The sequence below is a fragment of the Shimia thalassica genome (assembly GCF_001458215.1).
In the GTDB taxonomy this organism is placed as follows: Bacteria; Pseudomonadota; Alphaproteobacteria; order Rhodobacterales; family Rhodobacteraceae; genus Shimia; species Shimia thalassica.
This window is the reverse complement of record NZ_CYTW01000007.1, coordinates 122,300-138,527: the sequence shown is the minus strand read 5'-3', so window position 1 is coordinate 138,527 and position 16,228 is coordinate 122,300. Positions and strand designations below refer to the sequence as shown.

Here is a 16,228-nt window from a genome sequence, read left to right as displayed (position 1 = left end):
GTCTGGAAGGGAGGCCAGATGTCCCGCATGCAACCAAACATAAACTTATCCCCGAAGGTCTCGGACGAAATACGCCAGACCACCTGCTACATGTGCGCCTGTCGCTGTGGCATCAATGTTCATATGAAAGAGGGCAAGGTCGCCTATATCGAAGGCAACCGAGATCACCCTGTCAACAAAGGTGTGCTCTGCGCCAAAGGCTCTGCTGGGATCATGCAGGTCAACGCGCCCTCCCGGCTGCGCGCCCCGTTAAAGCGTGTGGGGCCGCGTGGATCTGGCGAATACGAGGAAATCAGCTGGGACGAAGCGTTGGATATGGCCGTGGGCTGGCTCAAACCGATCCGTGACACGAACCCTGAAAAGCTGGCCTTTTTCACAGGGCGCGATCAATCACAGTCTTTTACCGGATTCTGGGCCCAGAACTATGGCACGCCGAACTTTGCCGCGCATGGCGGGTTTTGCTCGGTCAATATGGCTGCGGGCGGCATTTACACCATGGGCGGCGCCTTTTGGGAATTTGGCCAACCCGATTGGGACCACACCAAATTGTTCATGCTGTTTGGCGTCGCAGAAGACCACGACAGCAACCCCATCAAGGCCGGTATCGGCAAGATCAAAGGCCGCGGTGCGCGAGTTATAGGCGTTAACCCCGTGCGCAGCGGGTATAACGCAGTCGCAGACGACTGGGTTGGTATCACACCGGGCACGGACGGGTTGTTTATTCTCTCGCTCGTGCACGAACTGATGCGCGCGGGCAAAATTGATCTGCACTATCTGGCGCAATACACCAACGCGCCGGTTCTGATTGATCCCGACACCGGATTGTTCCTGCGTGATGGTGACAACAAACCGTTGGTCATGGATCGCGCCACAGGCAAACCAACGCCGTTCGACCAGAAAGGCGTACAACCGGACCTTGCGGCCACCTATCGCCACGCCGGAAAGTCACACCAAACGGTGATGGCCCTGATGGCGGAGAAGTACCTGTCGGCTGAGTACGCGCCTGATGCAGTGGCGGACCGGTGCGGTATTCCGGCGGATCGCATCCGCCGGATCGCTGCCGAGTTGGCCCATGTGGCCTTCGAGGAAGCGATCACCCTGCCGATTGAATGGACGGATTTCCGGGGCGAAACCCATTCCGAGATGACCGGACGTCCCGTGGCCTTCCATGCGATGCGCGGAATTTCGGCCCACTCCAACGGGTTCCAGACCTGCCGCGCCCTGCATGTGCTTCAGATCATTCTGGGCAGTGTCGAAACACCCGGCGGGTTCCGTTTCAAACCGCCTTATCCAAAACCGGCAGAGGCCCACCCAAAACCGCACTGTGGCGTCAAGCCAAGCTGCGCTCTTGATGGCCCGCACCTTGGATTTGTGCACGGCCCCGAAGATCTGATGCTCAAGGAAGATGGCAGCCCCGCCCGCATCGACAAGGCCTTCACTTGGGACAACCCGATGAGTTCTCACGGGCTCATGCATATGGTGATTTCAAACGCCCACGCGGGCGATCCTTACAAGATCGATACCCTGTTCATGTATATGGCGAACATGTCGTGGAACTCATCCATGAACACCGGCGGCGTAATGGAGATGCTGACCGACACGGATGAAAACGGCGACTATGTGATCCCGCATATCATCTATTCCGACGCCTATAGTTCCGAAATGGTGGCCTATGCCGATCTGATTTTGCCAGACACCACATATCTCGAACGTCACGACTGTATCAGCCTGCTGGATCGCCCGATTTGCGAGGCGGACGCCGCCGCGGATGCAATTCGCTGGCCGGTCATTGAACCGGACCGCGATGTGCGCGGGTTCCAGACCGTACTGGTGCAACTGGCCAATCGGCTTGGATTGCCGGGTTTCACCAATGAAGACGGCAGCGCCAAATATCAGGACTATGCCGATTATATCGTGAACCACGAACGCAAACCGGGCATCGGCCCTCTGGCTGGGTTCCGCGGCGACGGGAACGATGTCGGACGCGGAGCGCCAAATCCGGAACAACTTGATAAATATATCGAAAATGGCGGTTTCTTTGTCGAACACCTGCCGGAAACGGCAAGCTATTACAAACCGTGGAACATGGACTACCAGAATTGGGCGGTCGAGATGGGCCTGTTTGATGCGCCCACACCCTATCTGTTTCAACTCTACAGCGAACCTGTCCGCAAATTCCAACGCGCCGCCGAAGGCCACGGAGACCGCCAGCCCCCCGAACACTTGCGCCAACGTCTGAAACAGGTCATGGATCCCTTGCCGATCTGGTATCCTCCGTTTGAGGACGATCATGTGGATACGGAAGAGTTCCCGATCCACGCCCTGACCCAGCGCCCGATGGCGATGTATCACAGCTGGGGCACCCAGAATGCATGGCTGCGCCAACTTCATGGTCACAACCCTTTGTACCTGCCGACAAAGCTTTGGGAACAGCACGGGTTCGCCGAAGGGGATTGGGCCGAAGTCACCTCTGCGCACGGCGCGATCACTGTGCCAGTGGCCCATCAGGCTGCGCTGAATGAGTCAACGGTCTGGACCTGGAATGCGATTGGCAAACGCAAGGGCACCTGGGCGCTGGATGAAAACGCCCCCGAAAGCTCGAAAGGCTTTCTGCTCAACCATCTCATTCACGAGCTGCTTCCGGCCAAAGGCGACGGGCTTCGCTGGGCCAATTCCGATCCAATTACGGGGCAGGCCGCTTGGTTCGATCTTCGGGTCAAGATCAGGAAAGTCGACGCCCCCGACGAAAGCCAACCCGCGTTGCCACCGCTGAAATCACCTGTTCCAAAAGGTCCAGCGTCACTGAAATGGAAGGTGGGAAAAAATGACTGAACTGCCAAATCTAACTGAGAAAAAGCTTGGTCTGGTCATCGATCTGGATACCTGTGTGGGCTGCCACGCCTGTGTGATTTCCTGCAAAGGCTGGAACACGGAAAACTATGGCGTGCCCCTTTCGGATCAACGTCCCTATGGGGATGAACCGATGGGAACCTTCCTCAATCGGGTGCACACCTATGAAGTCCAGCCTGACGCCGGCCCGGCCCAAACCGTGCACTTTCCAAAGTCGTGCCTGCACTGCGAAACTGCCCCATGCGTGACCGTCTGCCCCACGGGCGCGAGCTATAAGCGCGTCGAAGACGGCATCGTTCTGGTGAATGAAAGCAATTGCATCGGCTGTGGCTTATGCGCCTGGGCCTGCCCCTATGGCGCGCGCGAGTTGGACCAGGAAGAAGGCGTGATGAAAAAGTGCACGCTCTGCGTCGATCGCATCTACAACGAAAACATCCCCGAGGAAGACCGCATTCCTTCCTGTGTGCGCACTTGCCCCGCTGGCGCGCGTCACTTCGGGGATTTCGCGGACCCGGATTCGGACGTCAGCCGCCTGACCGCCGAACGCGGTGGCATTGATCTGATGCCGGAGATGGGCACGCAACCCGTCAACAAATACCTCCCCCCCAGATCAAAGGACAGCTGGCGCGACGAAAGCCTTCTGGCCCCCTATCTGGAACCTGTCAGCGAACAGCCTTCAGGCTTTCTCGGGTGGGTCGACAAACAGCTATCTCGCCTGCCCGGTGATCAGAAGGAGAACCTGTAATGCATCCAGCACGTTCTATCATTCTGTTCACCACGCTTTCTGGTCTCGGGTTTGGCCTTTTGGCGTGGCTGGGGGTCGACAGGTCCCCGCCCACGGGTTGGGTCGCCTTTGTGTTCTTTGCCATTGCCTATGCCCTTGCTGTGGGTGGCTTGCTGGCATCGACGTTTCACCTGGGGCGGCCAGAACGGGCGTGGCGGGCCTTTAGTCAGTGGAAAACAAGCTGGCTCAGCCGCGAGGGGATTTGCGCTGTTGCGACGCTGTTGGTTATGGCCGTCTATGGTGCCGCGCTTGTGTTTGCAGACACGCATATGCCTGTTCTCGGGTTCCTCGGCGCCCTTCTGGCATTGAGCACCGTCTTTACCACGTCCATGATTTACGGCCAGCTGCAGACAGTTCCGCGTTGGAACTCTGCTCTCACACCCTTTCTGTTCCTGACCCTGTCCGTCACTGGCGGGGCCCTGTTGTCGGGCCGCGTTGCAGTTGCAACAATTCTGTTGATCGTGGCCGGTCTGGTTCAAATTCTCTGGTGGCGCAAAGGGGACAAAGCATTTGAGGAGCGGGGCCATACGATGGGCACGGCCACGGGTCTTGGACACGAGGGTGAGGTCCGCTCTATGGCACATCCTCACACATCGCCGAACTATCTCATGCGTGAAATGATGTATGTGGTGGGGCGCAAGCACGCGCAAAAGCTGCGCGTAACGGCGTTGCTTCTGATGTCAGTTGTACCGGCGATTTTGCTGGCGCTGCCCGCTCCGCATCTTTTCGGACTTCTTGCAGTTCTCAGCCATATCGCGGGCGTCGCCGCGTCCCGATGGCTGTTCTTTGCTGAAGCGGAACATGTCGTTGGCTTGTACTATGGCGCCCGCTGATCAGAAGCGGAAATCCAAGGCAAAGTAAGGGCCGCTCAGCGCGATATCGGCAAAGACCGTTGTGTCTTCGAAATCCACGGCAAGGTGGCGATACCCCAGTTCAAGCTTGGTGGTGTCGCCCACGGCCCAGCTGAGGGCGCCTTGAAGATCGGCCTGAAACTTTGACCCGACACCAAAGCCACCGATGTCTGCGCGGCCAACAAGCATAAGCCCCGGGCGCAGTTCAAAATGCCCGCGCAATCCCACAAAGGGATCAGCCCATGCTTTATCCACCTGTGCCCCGCCAAAGGCCGAATTAAGCGCTGTCATCTCGATATCCCAATACCGCAGCCCACCATAAAGTTCGACAAAGCTGTCTTGGTCACGATGAAGCTGACGGCCAACGCCACCTGATACCATGTAGCCATCCAGACCGATGTCTGTCGTCAGGACCGGCACACTTGGCAAATAGGTTTCACCAAGCTTGAGATAGTTGAACTCGCCCAAAAGGCTCCATTCGCCGTTACGGGCATAACCCTGCAACAAAAACGCGCCTTCGAATTTGTCCCAGAAGGAACTGTCCCCACCCGTTGGGGGATTGCCCCCAAAGGTGTAGGTCGCATCAATTCCGGGGGCCCAGAAATATGGCTTTAATCCATATTCCCAGTCCTGCGCCGCCGCTGGCGTTGCAACAGCCACGGCCAAACCCGCAGCGGCACAAAGCGCTTTTGGATCAAACCGGCTCATTTCGGGGTCTTTGACTTCCAGCTGTCCAGCCAGTTGCGGAACCGCCCGCGCCCTTCGGCAAGACTGTCACCTGCGGCCTCGAAGCTTTGGTTCACTTCTTCCATTGCCGGATCAATCCGCGCAATGCGGAACCGGCGCCACCGTACATAAATCGCCCAGAACACCGCGCCGACAATAGTCAGGATTACAATGTTGAGCCACGGGATCAGCCGCACATCGGGGCCGTCGACCTTATGGATAGACACCGCGTTGGGGAAGATGCTCATCGCCGACATCCGCCAGCCATAATACCGCACCACAACCCAGTTCGGCTCACTTTCCGTAGATGTCAGGTTCCGCGCCTCGGCCTGAAGGTTCGAGCTGTCCAGCTTGAAATAAGGCGGCCAGCCCCAGCCGGTGTCTTCATTGCGATAGACCTTCACACGACCGTTTGTCTTGACCGTATCAATGAAGCGCACATCCCGCTTGACCACACCATCGGTGATGTTGGCTCCAGTGTCGGGCGCGGCCCAGAAGATCGAATTCTCGCCGAACTGTTCCATCTTGATTTCGACGCCGGTGATATAGACGATGTCCCGCTTGGGCAGCGTATAATGAAAAAACGCCGCAACCAGCACCCAGAACGTGCCCCAGAAAATCCACTTTACATAGACCATGTGCGGTCCCTCTTAGTAAAAATTGATAACATAGATGATGGCGCCCACACACAGGATGGGCACGACATAAACCGCGAGGATCAGCTTGCGCCGCAGCGACGCATCATATTCCTTGAGCCCTTTTTCAACCCATGCCGCGCCGTCGCCAACCATATCATTCTCGGCCCATTCCGCCTCGAGTTTGTCGCGCCGCACGCTGCGTGAATACAAGGACACGCAGACATAGATGATCGTCAGGACGATAAAACCGACCACACTCAGGCGTAACAAAGCAAACATGTCTTATCTCCTTACCGCACCCCAAGGGCCAACCCGCTGGACCAGATCAGGCTCGACGACGCGCACTGCTGCGGGGGCGTCCATCGGGGCATCATGCCCAAACAAGGCCGCGCGCGCACCTGCTTTGTCCACCTGATACTCGCGATCAAGGAAATCCGCCACATAGGATTTCTTTGTTTCACTCCATCCGGCATAGGCTGCATAGAATGCCTCTTTGTGACAGATGAACAGCTGGCGCACGTCTTTGGGGGCCAGTTCGGCCAGCAACATGTTCACCAGATCGCGCAACGGCGTGTCCGCCGCCCGAAGGGTATAGAAATAGGCGGGATGGTCACTTTTGATCTTGGGCCACGGCGCTCCGTTTTCGGCCCAGTCCAACAGCTTGCGCAATCCGTGATATTCCTCAGGTAGCCTGTCTGCGTTGCCCCGTGCCAGCGCACGAATATCACGGCGCGTCGCACCAGAGAGGTCAAGACCACTCTCCTGGGCGGCATCCACAACGATAAAGTCCATCTTCTGGCGCAGGATGGCAGCGGCATCAATGCCCCGCGCCTTGACGATGGGTTCGACCAGATCGTTATAGTCCAGAAACTTTGCGATCTTGTTCCGGTCGCCAAAATCGAACGTATAGGTGATGGGCAGCTCGCCAAGACTGTTTTTGTCGCCACGCGCGATCAGCGCCGGATGGTCCACACCGCGGAACATATACAGCCCGCCAAAATGCGCGGTCCAGAAGTTGTCCTGCTGGAATTCCATATGCTTGAGCTGCACAGGATTGCGTGTCACATCCCCTGTGCGTTTGGCCACGGTGATCATGTCGGCGATCAGCACATCATCAAACCACGCGTCTTCCTCGCCCTTGAAACGGTCCACCATCTGGCCCAGCCGATCCGCATCACGCAGCGTGCCTTCGGTCGTGTCGGCCTCGATCACCACCTTGCGGATATCGAACAGACGCACGGGGTCGGTGACGCTGAAGACCGAGTTCACCAATTCGCCCGCAACCGCATCGCGGGCGGTCAGGGCAAACAGCTGGCGTTCGTTCTCAGTGATGAACCCCCGCAAAATATCGCGGCTGGTCGAGAATTTCGCATTGAGCAGCGGCGCGGTTTTCTGCTCGGTGGTGAGCAGGATAAACTGCCGGTTTACCCCATTGTGGTTGAGATACAGATGATCCCCCAACTCGTCCCCGATCTCGGGGGAATAGCCAGAGACGTCGATATGAAAATCGCTGAGGCCTGTGGTCTTGCCCGTCAGATGCTTCAGCGCACGGTTATAGCGCTCGACCAAAACGGGCGAGGCCACCTCGATCAGATTGCCAAACATAAGGCCGCGTTTAATCAGTCGATGCATGGGGGCATTTCCTCAACTTGGTCCCAAATTGGCAGTTTAAGCAGAGTAGACAGGTCATTGTGAGCGTCTAAAATGTGAAACTCTCTCAATCTCGCAAGTTTTGCTCGAGGAAGAAGTTCCATACAGTCTACAATAAGCCCTAAATAAACTCGCAGTTGCGAAAGCTCTTTTGGACAGCGAGGTTTATATTGCAATCTGTCCAAACCGTCACGTCGTATCCTTCGCAACGCAACACTGAATAGCTCAGCTAGCAGTGCCAACGTTTCATCTGGATTTTCGCAGTGAGGGCATTCCCCAAAATACTTCACAGTTGATAAATTTTGAGAAGAAGGGCCTACGTGCCATTTCAGAGACGTCAGATCAGCTTGAAAAAGACAACGGTGCAATTGATTAGCCGCGTCCTTAAAACATTCACTCGATCTTTTCTCAGCGCGCTGTCGTTGTTCATCTTTAAAAATATCGGCTTGCGCCTCGAGAGATTCAGCCATGCTTTGCGTGGCTTCGCGCTGCCGTTCCATTTCTTCTCGTGTTAGCACTAATTCTTCACGCTGAGCCGCAAGTTCTGTTCCTTGCATGAACACCGTCACGATTATCCATACAAACGCGAGAGCAGAGAATATACCCGCGAGTGTATCGCCAACCGCATTTGGATCAGCTTTGAGGAAAGCTTCTATTCTTGCCGACCCGTCCGACATGGGTGAATAGGCCAACCACTCAACCAACAGAACAATACCCAACGTCAGCAGCCATCCAGTATCAATCGGTTCCCAGCCATTTGGCATCCAGATTCGAATAGCTTGCCGTAACCTGACACGAGCACGATTGGTTTTGTTAGATCGAAGAGGCTTTCGGGTTCTCTTGCGCCGACGACCAAACGATCCCCTTTCGGTTTGAAGAGAACTCACCCCTTGCCCTCCAGATACCGCTTCTTGGCTTCTTCCTGACGGCCAAAATCCCGCACCATGTTTTCAATCGCCACTTCGTCGGACTTGTCGGCATAGCGGAACTCAGAGTCGGCGTAGCGGTTGATCTCTTGCAGGACCATGTCGACGGTGATCGGGACGCGCAGGGCGCCGATCATGTCTTTCTTGCGTTCATAGGATTGGAACAGGAACAGCTCGGGGTTCTCCATCCACTCATCCGGCAGTTCGAAATCCATCGCGCGGACCTTGACCGCGTCGGTGATGTTCTTGATCGCGCGGCCGGTAAACCGTTCATCCGCCTGCTGAATGCCTTTGAGATAGGTGCCCAGCTTGGCAATTGTATCCAGGTCCCCGATCTGGTCATGCACGCGGTCAAACACGTTCAACAGCCCTGCCTCATGCGGGCGGGAATGGCTTTCGAACGACGCGGCGACGGCCTTTTGAATGGCCTGCGCTTCGTAAAGATCGTGATCTCCCAAGGGGATATCATGGTTCTTGCCCATCAACAGATGCAGGATGTCGATATAATCATCGCGGGTCTGCGGCCCGTCCACAAGGAAGCGTGCACCGGCGCGTTGGCGCAGGGCGTCGTCGACATTCTCGGGGTAGTTCGAGAACATGCCGAAGGTACAGTTGCCGCGCACCACGGTGTTGGCGCCGGCAAAGCTCTCCATCAACACAGCCGTGATTTCCAGCTGCCCTGCCGAGGACTGACGGTCGCCACGTTTACCGGCAAGTTGGTCGATGTCGTCGATGGTGCCGAACCCGATCGCCATGGGATCAAGGATGTTGTTGATAAAGGCCTTGGCGTTCTGACCCGATTTCCCCTGATAGCTGTCGATATTGTCGGTCGACAAGTTCTGATAGCGGAACGGGTAGCCCGCCACCTGACAATAGTCGTTGATCAACCCGGCCATCATCTGGATCAGGGTGGTTTTGCCTGTTCCCGGCTTGCCGTCCCCCATGAAAGTAAAGATGAAACCGCCCATTTCGGCAAAGGGGTTCAGGCGCCGATCAAAGTCGTAAGCCATTAACATCTTTGACAATTTCATTGCCTGATACTTGGCGATATGGTTGCCGATGACCTCGTTCGGTTTCTTGAAGGTCATGGTCAGTGTTGTGCCCTTGGCCTTGCGGGCGGGGGTGAACCCCTGCAGGGTCAGATCGTCCGCTTCCACGCGCCAGCTGCTATTGGCAAAGGCGGCCAGCCGGGTGGCGGTCTGGGCACGTAGGGTGACCTTCTCCATCAGCTGTTCCACATAGGCGCAGACCGCTGCGACAAGGCGGGTTTCATCGGTGGCGAGCGCGGCCAGATCCTGATCCAGTTCCCACAGGGCACCGTGCAGGGCAAGCTGGGCATTATCTGTCAGAACCTCTTGGACCTCGCCCACTTCGACCGCGGTTTCACCCTGATGCGGGGCCAGAAGAAAGGCCGTCGCGTTGGCAAACACATGCAGCACGACCAGCGCCTCTGCTGTCAACAGTTCTGAAAATTCTTCTTTCTTATCAGTGCCCAAGCTGCCTGCGAGGTTGGCGCGTTTGAGGTCGGACAGGCTCGACGCCTCGGCAAAATTCTCGCCCACGGCAAGGGCAATTGCCACGGCGCGGCGCAATGTATGCATTACGTTGGCCTGCAGGGGCGAAACCAGCGGGTCATCGCCGTCGGCCCCTTCGATGCGTTCGATCAGGTGCACGCCTTCGGGGCGCGCGGTCGAGCGTGTGACAAGGCCCGGCGTGGTCGACCGGAACCGGCGGCGCGTGCCAAGTCCAGAGGACCTTTCAGGCGCTGCGGTTTCGCGACCTTTGGCGATACGCGGAGTGTGATCAAAGCCGTCCAGCATTCCCACAGCCGCTGCATAATGCTTGCGGATGTCCTCTTCACGCAGTTCCATCTGATCGGCTGTCAAACTCATTATCTCACCTTATTCTGTCTGTTTTGTACAAAGTTTTGCAGGGTGACTGACCGTTTTGTACAACTCTCAAATTTTCGTTTTTGCGACTTACAAACCCGCTACGATGTCAAATACTTCAAGCGACCCAATCTGTCCGGTGGCGGTTTCGCCGTAGCAGACATAGCGATCCCCACCGGCCCAAAACCCGTAGGCTAAACCATGGCGTTTGCAGGTCATGGCCCGCCCGTCCGCATCGGTTTTGGTTTTGAGATAGGCGTTGGCATCTTCGAACCGCTTTTTATCCAGACGGGCCGACAGGGCAGCCGCGTCTGACCCGATGGGATAATCAGCCAGCAAGTCCTGTTCATAGGTCGTGCTTTCCCCCATCAGATAACCGCTGCATCCCCCCAAAAGGGGCAAGGCCAGTATCACGAGTGATTTTTTCATACGGTCCCTCTGGTTTCTGTTCGGGGGGGCTGTGGTTTGGTCATTCTCAATAACTCAGCACTTGCCCCGACGGGCTGACGACGAATTTGTTGACGCTGGCAAACCCCGGCGGGTTCAATTCCTCAAGCACCTGAAACGGGCGCTGCGGCAGGATGATGCTGCGCTCGGTTCGGGTGGCGCCGGTATCAACGCCACGCCCCGAAAACGGGTCCAGAGCAAAAATCTCGCGTTCGACCTTGGAGAACCAGCCGGCGCGTTCTTCCTCGACCCGTTCGGATTCCAGTTCCTCCACTGTCCAGGCCAAGGCCCAGTCTTCGCCGTCGGGCGCGCGGGCCTGTTCGAGGACATCGCGGATCGGGCCATTCTGTTGGGTGTAGACGCTCGAATACATCGGGCCGATATGATAGCGACGCAGGCGTTTGGGATGCAGGTCATCAAAACTGCGGTCAAAGCCATGCGCGATGGTGACCAGTTTCAGCCCTCCGAGCGACTGCCCCATCAGGTGCATCTGCACTTCGGGCCAGCGGCGTTCGTCTTTAGGCAGGGCCACGCGGCCAGAATCCTCGACCTCCATCAAATAAATGGTGGGCAGGTTGATCTGGCTGTCATAGACCGCCCAATGCACAAGGAACCGGCGGCGGTTGTCGTCCATATTGGCGATCCATTGCACCTCGGGGTGGTTCTGGGCCCAGAACAGATCACCGCGCATCAGTTCTTCGTAATAAAGCCGTTGCGATAGAGCGAATTGCAGCTTGGTCGGGATCTCGCGATCGCCGATGATCTTGCGCACCATCTGATCTTTGAGCGCCTCGACCGACGGCATGTTTTCCAGATGCCCCCGCGCCTGTTGCGCGTCGTTGGCCATGACCAAAAGCTCGTTGAACACCGGAAAGCCGCTTTCGACCGCGTCCATGGACAGGGAACCAAAGAACCGCCCCGTCTCGCGCCCGACCAGCAGGTACTTCATCGACAGCGCCTTGAAGGTGAACGAGAGCCGCGTGAGGTAGCGGGTCAGCACCTTGACGTCGGTATGGCTCAGGTCCCCCTGCCCCGCACGGGTGGCGGCGACACGGGTCAGGTGGTCGGTGATGGTTTCGAATTTCTTGAAGTACCGACGCGAGGCGTAGGTCTCCATCAGGGCCTTGTGGTCGGCATTGGGTGAGTCAGTCATTCTTGTCCCCCGGTTCGCTTGCGAACCGGTTCGCCCCCGACCCGCCCCTCAGGGCAGGGGCGAAAGCGCCCCCACCCTCGGGTCCGGTGCGAACCTGTGTAGTTTTGTTCACACATCTGCAACATTTCTCCAGAGGTCATAAGCAGATGCAAAAATGACGATGCATACGGCTGCAACGCACCCCCATCCGAACGGTCCTCCGGCCAAGGCATATAACAGTGCCAGCACAATCCAGAACGCTCCCAGCAGGACCCACCAGAACCAGTTCATCGGCCAGAAAGCAAAGCTGAGAATTTCCAGAACGTCCAAGCTCAAGCCCCATACAGGTTCTTGTCGTGCTTCTCGACGATCTGCTGGAACCGGCGGGCAAAGCGTTCGTCGGCTTTGGCCTTGGCCTCGAGCACGTCGCGGGCAAAGACCATGTGACCTTCGTGCGCCTCGAGCATGTCTGCAATCCGCTGGTTGGTCGCCGTGCCGATGGCCGCCATGGACGCCTGCGCCTCTTTGTCGGTCTCGACGCCGATCTCGTTGATGCGGTGGGCGATATCCTGTTGCTGCGCGGTTTTTAGCGATTTGGTCAGGGCGTCATACAGCACAACACGCTGTTTGGTGTCTGTTTGCAGCTTGTTGATCAGCACCATCTGCGTCGCCGCCTGATTTTGCAGCGAGTCGACCCAGGTCTTGCCCTTTTCGATGTAGCGTTCGAGCGTTTGCGACTTGGCCAGTTTGACCTGCTCCTGCTGGACCAGCTCGTTATAGGCCTTGTTCGCGTCAGCCAGTTCTGTTTCCAGCTTTGTACGCGCGGCGGCGTCCTGTTCGACGCTGATCTTGTTTTCCAGCGTGATGATCTTTGGGTCCATCGCGAGGATTTCAGCGCGTAGGCTTTCAAGCTCGCCCACGGTCATTTCGCGTTCGTCCAGCGTTTCGGTCAGGTTGGTTTCAACCTTTTCCTTTTGCTCGTTCAGCACGGTCAGCTGGTTTTCCAGTAGCTTTGTGATGACGTCGGATTTGGCAATCAGGTCGGTCAGCTTGTCGTCGATATTCGCGGTCTTGATCCGTTCCTGACGCAAGGATTCCGCTTTGCCACGGCTGAAGATGCCGACAAAGCTCTCCCAGCCGGTTTTATCGCGCATCTCGTCAAAGTCTTTTGAAAAGGCCGAGGTCACATCGTCCAGACCCATGATGAGTTCGGCGATATTGGCATTCATCACTTCTGTGTGGGCATGCACATCGTCCAGCGTGGCGTTCTCGATATCGATAGAGACATCATCACCGGTTTTCATCTTGGTCCGGGCGGTTTCAATCCGTCCGGTCAGTTCAGCAATCTTGGCCTGCGCGGCGGCGACCTGTTCCTGAGATTCGCGGACTTGTGCGTCAAAATTTGCCATAAAACACTCCCTACTATTCAATTCGTTGAGTTGGAGATGGGCAATGTTACGATGATTTACATCCCCAGCCCGTCCAATTTCGCTAGAGTGTTGCAAATGTGCAGAAACAAGGAAAGACCAATACGCCGCGCCGCAAAAGAAACCCGTCTTTTCGCGAGGGATCAGGCGGCGGCGACGGCCTTGCGCAATTTTCGAAGGTTCGAGAACAGATCGAGAAGTTCCTGTTCGGTCATACCGGTCGCCCTGGTGACACAGGCGCGGATGTGGCCGACCTGATGGCGCATGGCATCGCCAGTTTCGGTGAGCGACACCAAAACGCGACGTTCGTCCTGTTTGTCCCGAGAGCGCGTCACGAACCCTGCGGCTTCGAGGCGTTTCACCAAGGGGGTGAGGGTGTTGGATTCAAGTCCGAGGGCCGCGCCGATGCCGCTGATGCTGCGGCCATCCTGTTCCCACAACAGGATCATGACCAGAAACTGGGGATAGGTCAGACCCAGCGGTTGCAACAGGTCCTTGTAGAGCCGCCCGAAGGCGTGCTCGGTGCTGTAGATTTCAAAGCACAGCATCTGGTCCAGGGCGCTGGTGGGGGCGTGTGTGTCGGTCATCCGGATCTCCTGCCCGCAAAATAAATCGCACACGATTAAATCGCAAGGCTTGACATTTGTGTGGAACCGCCAAATATCGTGCGCAACTAAATCGCGCACGATACAAATGGAGTTCCTTATGCCCGTATCAACCCTTTACACCACATCCGCCACTGCAAGCGGTGGCCGCGAAGGCCGCGCTGTTTCGGAAGACGGCACCCTTGATGTCACCCTTTCAACACCCAAAGAGCTGGGTGGTGCAGGCGGAGACGGCACGAACCCGGAACAGCTGTTTGCTGCGGGCTATGCCGCCTGTTTCCTGTCAGCGATCAAGTTTATCGCCATGCAGCAGAAAATCGCTCTGTCGCCGGACGCTTCGGTCAAGGCCATCGTCGGCATTGGTCCCCATGAAGTGGTGGGCTTTGGTCTGGACGTAGATCTGGAAGTGTCGCTGCCCGGTCTGGATGCCGCCGTTGCAGAAAAGCTGGTGGAAACCGCACATTCGACCTGTCCCTACAGCCATGCAACCCGCGGGTCGCTGGACATCACGCCAAAGCTGGTCTGATCCAGCCCGACTTGCGGGGCGTGGTTATGGAGGGTAGCTGTTGGGAAACCTTCAGGAAGACCATCCATGACCACGCTTTTGCAACAGGTCGCCCCGACGGGCGACGTCGAACATGACAAACCCGCCCCTGACCGTCTGATTGCAGGCGATCCGGACTTTACTACATGGAATCTGGAAGAGCGCGACGGGCTGTATGCCGGCATCTGGAAATCCACGCCCGGCAAATGGCGCGTGGTTTATGACGAATGGGAATATTTCCGCATTCTGAGCGGTGTATCGATCCTGACAGACGCGGACGGCACCGAGACACGTCTTGAAGCGGGCGACAGCTATATCCTGCGCCCGGGTTTCGAGGGCACGTGGGAAGTGGTCGAGACCACGACCAAGGATTACGTGATCCGTCTTTAGGATTTGCCACCTCTTTGGGTATTTTGATTTTGCGGTCTTCCAGAGGCCGTGAATCATCTTCCCCGCTGCATTCGACAATGCTATATCCGAGCCAAAGCACACGGCGATGGCGTCGCCGGAGAGCGGACCGCTCTTGCTTGAGTTCACGTTCCTGTACGCCGGGACTTTCAATCGGGAGATTGGAGGCCCCCGCCCCGTCTCTCATAGAAAACAGGAGACGGTCATGGTCTGGTCACCGGAAAAAACCGAAGTCAAAAGCTGGAATGAATGGGACACGCTGCGCCACGTGATCGTGGGCCGTGCGGATGATTGCCATATCCCGCCCGAGGAACCCGCACTGGACGCGAAAGTTCCCGAAGACAGCGATATGCGCGGCCAGTGGGGCCGTCGCCCGCAGGAAACCATTGATCGCGCCAACGAGTTGCTGGACAACTTTGCCGATCAGCTGCGCAAGCGTGGTGTGCGGGTGGATCGTCCGGTTTCGATCGACCACTCCCAACCCGTGACCACACCAGATTTCCACACCGACAGCCAGTTCGGCTGTATGCCGCCCCGCGATGTTCTGTTGACCGTCGGGCACGAGATGCTGGAAGCGACCATGTCGTATCGCTGCCGCTGGTTCGAGTACCTGAACTATCGTCCGCTGTTGAAGCAGTATTGGGAGGAAGACCCCAAGTTCCGTCACGAGGCCGCGCCCAAACCGCGCCTGACGGATGAGGATTACCACCCAGATTACCTGAGCGACAAAATCGGCGTGGAAAAGCGCCTGAAGTGGGCCGAGGAAAAGTTCTTTGTGACCACCGAAGAAGAGCCATTGTTCGATGCAGCCGACGTGTTGCGGTTTGGCAAGGATCTGGTGGTGCAGCACGGGTTCACCACAAACCTGAAGGGCATTGAATGGCTGCGCCGTCACTTCCCCGATCATCGCGTGCACACTGTAAACTTCCCCGGTGATCCCTATCCGATCCACATCGATGCGACGTTCACGCCGCTGCGTCCCGGTCTGATCCTCAACAACCCTCAGCGTCGTCTGCCCGAAGAACAGCGCGAGATGTTCCACAAGAACGGCTGGGAGATCGTCGACTCGGCACAGCCTGCGCACAACACGCCGCCGCCGCTGTGCTATTCGTCGACATGGCTGTCGATGAACGTGCTGGTTCTGGATCCGAAAACCGTTTGTGTTGAAAAGTCCGAGGTCTATCAGGCCGAGCAGATGGACAAACTTGGCATGGAAGTGGTCGAGGTCGAATTGCGCGACGCCTATGCCTTTGGTGGTGGTCTGCATTGCTGTACCGCAGATGTGTACCGCGATGGCGACTGCGAGGATTATTTCCCGAACCAGTAAGCCGTATCGGTTTCAAGTTAGGCC

17 protein-coding genes are annotated in these 16,228 nt (G+C 57.1%); 6 read left to right on the top strand and 11 right to left on the bottom strand.

The annotated features are described in order from the left end of the window. Positions 1–18 precede the first annotated feature (18 nt). From PH7735_RS19655 to PH7735_RS19645, 3 genes are read left to right on the top strand one after another with little or no spacing between them, the layout of a single operon-like run. A complete protein-coding gene (locus PH7735_RS19655) occupies positions 19–2,832 on the top strand; it encodes a molybdopterin oxidoreductase family protein (protein ID WP_058313138.1) in 2,814 nt (937 codons plus the stop codon). Then, positions 2,825–3,595: a 4Fe-4S dicluster domain-containing protein gene (locus tag PH7735_RS19650; RefSeq protein WP_058313137.1), complete on the top strand. Its 771-nt coding sequence runs from the start codon at positions 2,825–2,827 to the stop codon at positions 3,593–3,595. Before PH7735_RS19655 ends, PH7735_RS19650 begins: the two co-directional genes overlap by 8 nt. Next, positions 3,595–4,467 carry a dimethyl sulfoxide reductase anchor subunit family protein gene (locus tag PH7735_RS19645; RefSeq protein ID WP_058313136.1) on the top strand — a complete coding sequence of 291 codons (873 nt, stop codon included), beginning with the start codon at positions 3,595–3,597 and terminating at the stop codon, positions 4,465–4,467. Before PH7735_RS19650 ends, PH7735_RS19645 begins: the two co-directional genes overlap by 1 nt. Here PH7735_RS19645 and PH7735_RS19640 read toward each other — a convergent pair whose 3' ends face one another. From PH7735_RS19640 to PH7735_RS19590, 11 genes are all read right to left on the bottom strand, one after another. After that, positions 4,468–5,193 carry a porin family protein gene (locus tag PH7735_RS19640; protein WP_058313135.1) on the bottom strand — a complete coding sequence of 242 codons (726 nt, stop codon included), beginning with the start codon at positions 5,191–5,193 and terminating at the stop codon, positions 4,468–4,470. Continuing rightward, complete coding sequence (locus tag PH7735_RS19635) at positions 5,190–5,849, bottom strand: DUF1523 family protein (RefSeq protein WP_058313134.1); 660 nt, start codon at positions 5,847–5,849, stop codon at positions 5,190–5,192. Before PH7735_RS19635 ends, PH7735_RS19640 begins: the two co-directional genes overlap by 4 nt. 12 nt (positions 5,850–5,861) lie before the next feature. Further along, entirely contained in the window at positions 5,862–6,128 is a 267-nt protein-coding gene (locus PH7735_RS19630; RefSeq protein WP_058313133.1) for a hypothetical protein, read from the bottom strand. 3 nt (positions 6,129–6,131) lie between these two features. Further along, positions 6,132–7,481: a DUF6638 family protein gene (locus PH7735_RS19625; RefSeq protein ID WP_058313132.1), complete on the bottom strand. Its 1,350-nt coding sequence runs from the start codon at positions 7,479–7,481 to the stop codon at positions 6,132–6,134. Further along, positions 7,469–8,263, bottom strand: a complete 795-nt coding sequence (locus PH7735_RS19620) for a hypothetical protein (RefSeq protein WP_058313131.1) — start codon at positions 8,261–8,263, stop codon at positions 7,469–7,471. The genes PH7735_RS19625 and PH7735_RS19620 overlap by 13 nt, the downstream gene beginning before the upstream one ends. 119 nt (positions 8,264–8,382) lie before the next feature. Further along, a complete protein-coding gene (locus PH7735_RS19615) occupies positions 8,383–10,317 on the bottom strand; it encodes an AAA family ATPase (RefSeq protein ID WP_058313130.1) in 1,935 nt (644 codons plus the stop codon). 87 nt (positions 10,318–10,404) lie between these two features. Next, positions 10,405–10,743, bottom strand: coding sequence for a hypothetical protein (locus PH7735_RS19610; RefSeq protein WP_058313129.1), 339 nt, complete (start codon positions 10,741–10,743; stop codon positions 10,405–10,407). 46 nt (positions 10,744–10,789) lie between these two features. Continuing rightward, on the bottom strand, positions 10,790–11,914 hold the full coding sequence (locus PH7735_RS19605; protein WP_058313128.1) for a hypothetical protein: 1,125 nt from the start codon (positions 11,912–11,914) through the stop codon (positions 10,790–10,792). A 108-nt stretch (positions 11,915–12,022) separates the two neighbouring features. After that, positions 12,023–12,223: a hypothetical protein gene (locus PH7735_RS19600; protein WP_058313127.1), complete on the bottom strand. Its 201-nt coding sequence runs from the start codon at positions 12,221–12,223 to the stop codon at positions 12,023–12,025. A 2-nt stretch (positions 12,224–12,225) separates the two neighbouring features. Further along, entirely contained in the window at positions 12,226–13,302 is a 1,077-nt protein-coding gene (locus tag PH7735_RS19595; protein WP_058313126.1) for a coiled-coil domain-containing protein, read from the bottom strand. A 161-nt stretch (positions 13,303–13,463) separates the two neighbouring features. After that, positions 13,464–13,907 carry a MarR family winged helix-turn-helix transcriptional regulator gene (locus tag PH7735_RS19590; protein ID WP_058313125.1) on the bottom strand — a complete coding sequence of 148 codons (444 nt, stop codon included), beginning with the start codon at positions 13,905–13,907 and terminating at the stop codon, positions 13,464–13,466. 118 nt (positions 13,908–14,025) lie between these two features. On the opposite strand from PH7735_RS19590, the gene PH7735_RS19585 reads away from it, so the two are divergent. The 3 genes from PH7735_RS19585 (at position 14,026) to PH7735_RS19575 (ending at position 16,204) form a co-directional block, all read left to right on the top strand. Then, positions 14,026–14,451, top strand: coding sequence for an organic hydroperoxide resistance protein (locus PH7735_RS19585; RefSeq protein ID WP_058313204.1), 426 nt, complete (start codon positions 14,026–14,028; stop codon positions 14,449–14,451). Positions 14,452–14,517: 66 nt separating this feature from the next. Next, complete coding sequence (locus tag PH7735_RS19580) at positions 14,518–14,859, top strand: cupin domain-containing protein (RefSeq protein WP_058313124.1); 342 nt, start codon at positions 14,518–14,520, stop codon at positions 14,857–14,859. A 223-nt stretch (positions 14,860–15,082) separates the two neighbouring features. Then, entirely contained in the window at positions 15,083–16,204 is a 1,122-nt protein-coding gene (locus tag PH7735_RS19575) for a serine/threonine protein kinase (protein WP_058313123.1), read from the top strand. The last annotated feature ends 24 nt before the right edge of the window (positions 16,205–16,228 follow it).

Excerpts from the sequence above, each read along its gene's own strand:
- PH7735_RS19625 (WP_058313132.1), bottom strand. The coding sequence starts at position 7,481 with ATGCATCGACTGATTAAACGCGGCCTTATGTTTGGCAATCTGATCGAG.
- PH7735_RS19640 (WP_058313135.1), bottom strand. The coding sequence starts at position 5,193 with ATGAGCCGGTTTGATCCAAAAGCGCTTTGTGCCGCTGCGGGTTTGGCC.
- PH7735_RS19635 (WP_058313134.1), bottom strand. The coding sequence starts at position 5,849 with ATGGTCTATGTAAAGTGGATTTTCTGGGGCACGTTCTGGGTGCTGGTT.
- PH7735_RS19650 (WP_058313137.1), top strand. The coding sequence starts at position 2,825 with ATGACTGAACTGCCAAATCTAACTGAGAAAAAGCTTGGTCTGGTCATC.
- PH7735_RS19630 (WP_058313133.1), bottom strand. The coding sequence starts at position 6,128 with ATGTTTGCTTTGTTACGCCTGAGTGTGGTCGGTTTTATCGTCCTGACG.
- PH7735_RS19595 (WP_058313126.1), bottom strand. The coding sequence starts at position 13,302 with ATGGCAAATTTTGACGCACAAGTCCGCGAATCTCAGGAACAGGTCGCC.
- PH7735_RS19590 (WP_058313125.1), bottom strand. The coding sequence starts at position 13,907 with ATGACCGACACACACGCCCCCACCAGCGCCCTGGACCAGATGCTGTGC.
- PH7735_RS19620 (WP_058313131.1), bottom strand. The coding sequence starts at position 8,263 with ATGCCAAATGGCTGGGAACCGATTGATACTGGATGGCTGCTGACGTTG.
- PH7735_RS19655 (WP_058313138.1), top strand. The coding sequence starts at position 19 with ATGTCCCGCATGCAACCAAACATAAACTTATCCCCGAAGGTCTCGGAC.
- PH7735_RS19645 (WP_058313136.1), top strand. The coding sequence starts at position 3,595 with ATGCATCCAGCACGTTCTATCATTCTGTTCACCACGCTTTCTGGTCTC.
- PH7735_RS19615 (WP_058313130.1), bottom strand. The coding sequence starts at position 10,317 with ATGAGTTTGACAGCCGATCAGATGGAACTGCGTGAAGAGGACATCCGC.
- PH7735_RS19580 (WP_058313124.1), top strand. The coding sequence starts at position 14,518 with ATGACCACGCTTTTGCAACAGGTCGCCCCGACGGGCGACGTCGAACAT.
- PH7735_RS19575 (WP_058313123.1), top strand. The coding sequence starts at position 15,083 with ATGGTCTGGTCACCGGAAAAAACCGAAGTCAAAAGCTGGAATGAATGG.
- PH7735_RS19605 (WP_058313128.1), bottom strand. The coding sequence starts at position 11,914 with ATGACTGACTCACCCAATGCCGACCACAAGGCCCTGATGGAGACCTAC.
- PH7735_RS19585 (WP_058313204.1), top strand. The coding sequence starts at position 14,026 with ATGCCCGTATCAACCCTTTACACCACATCCGCCACTGCAAGCGGTGGC.
- PH7735_RS19610 (WP_058313129.1), bottom strand. The coding sequence starts at position 10,743 with ATGAAAAAATCACTCGTGATACTGGCCTTGCCCCTTTTGGGGGGATGC.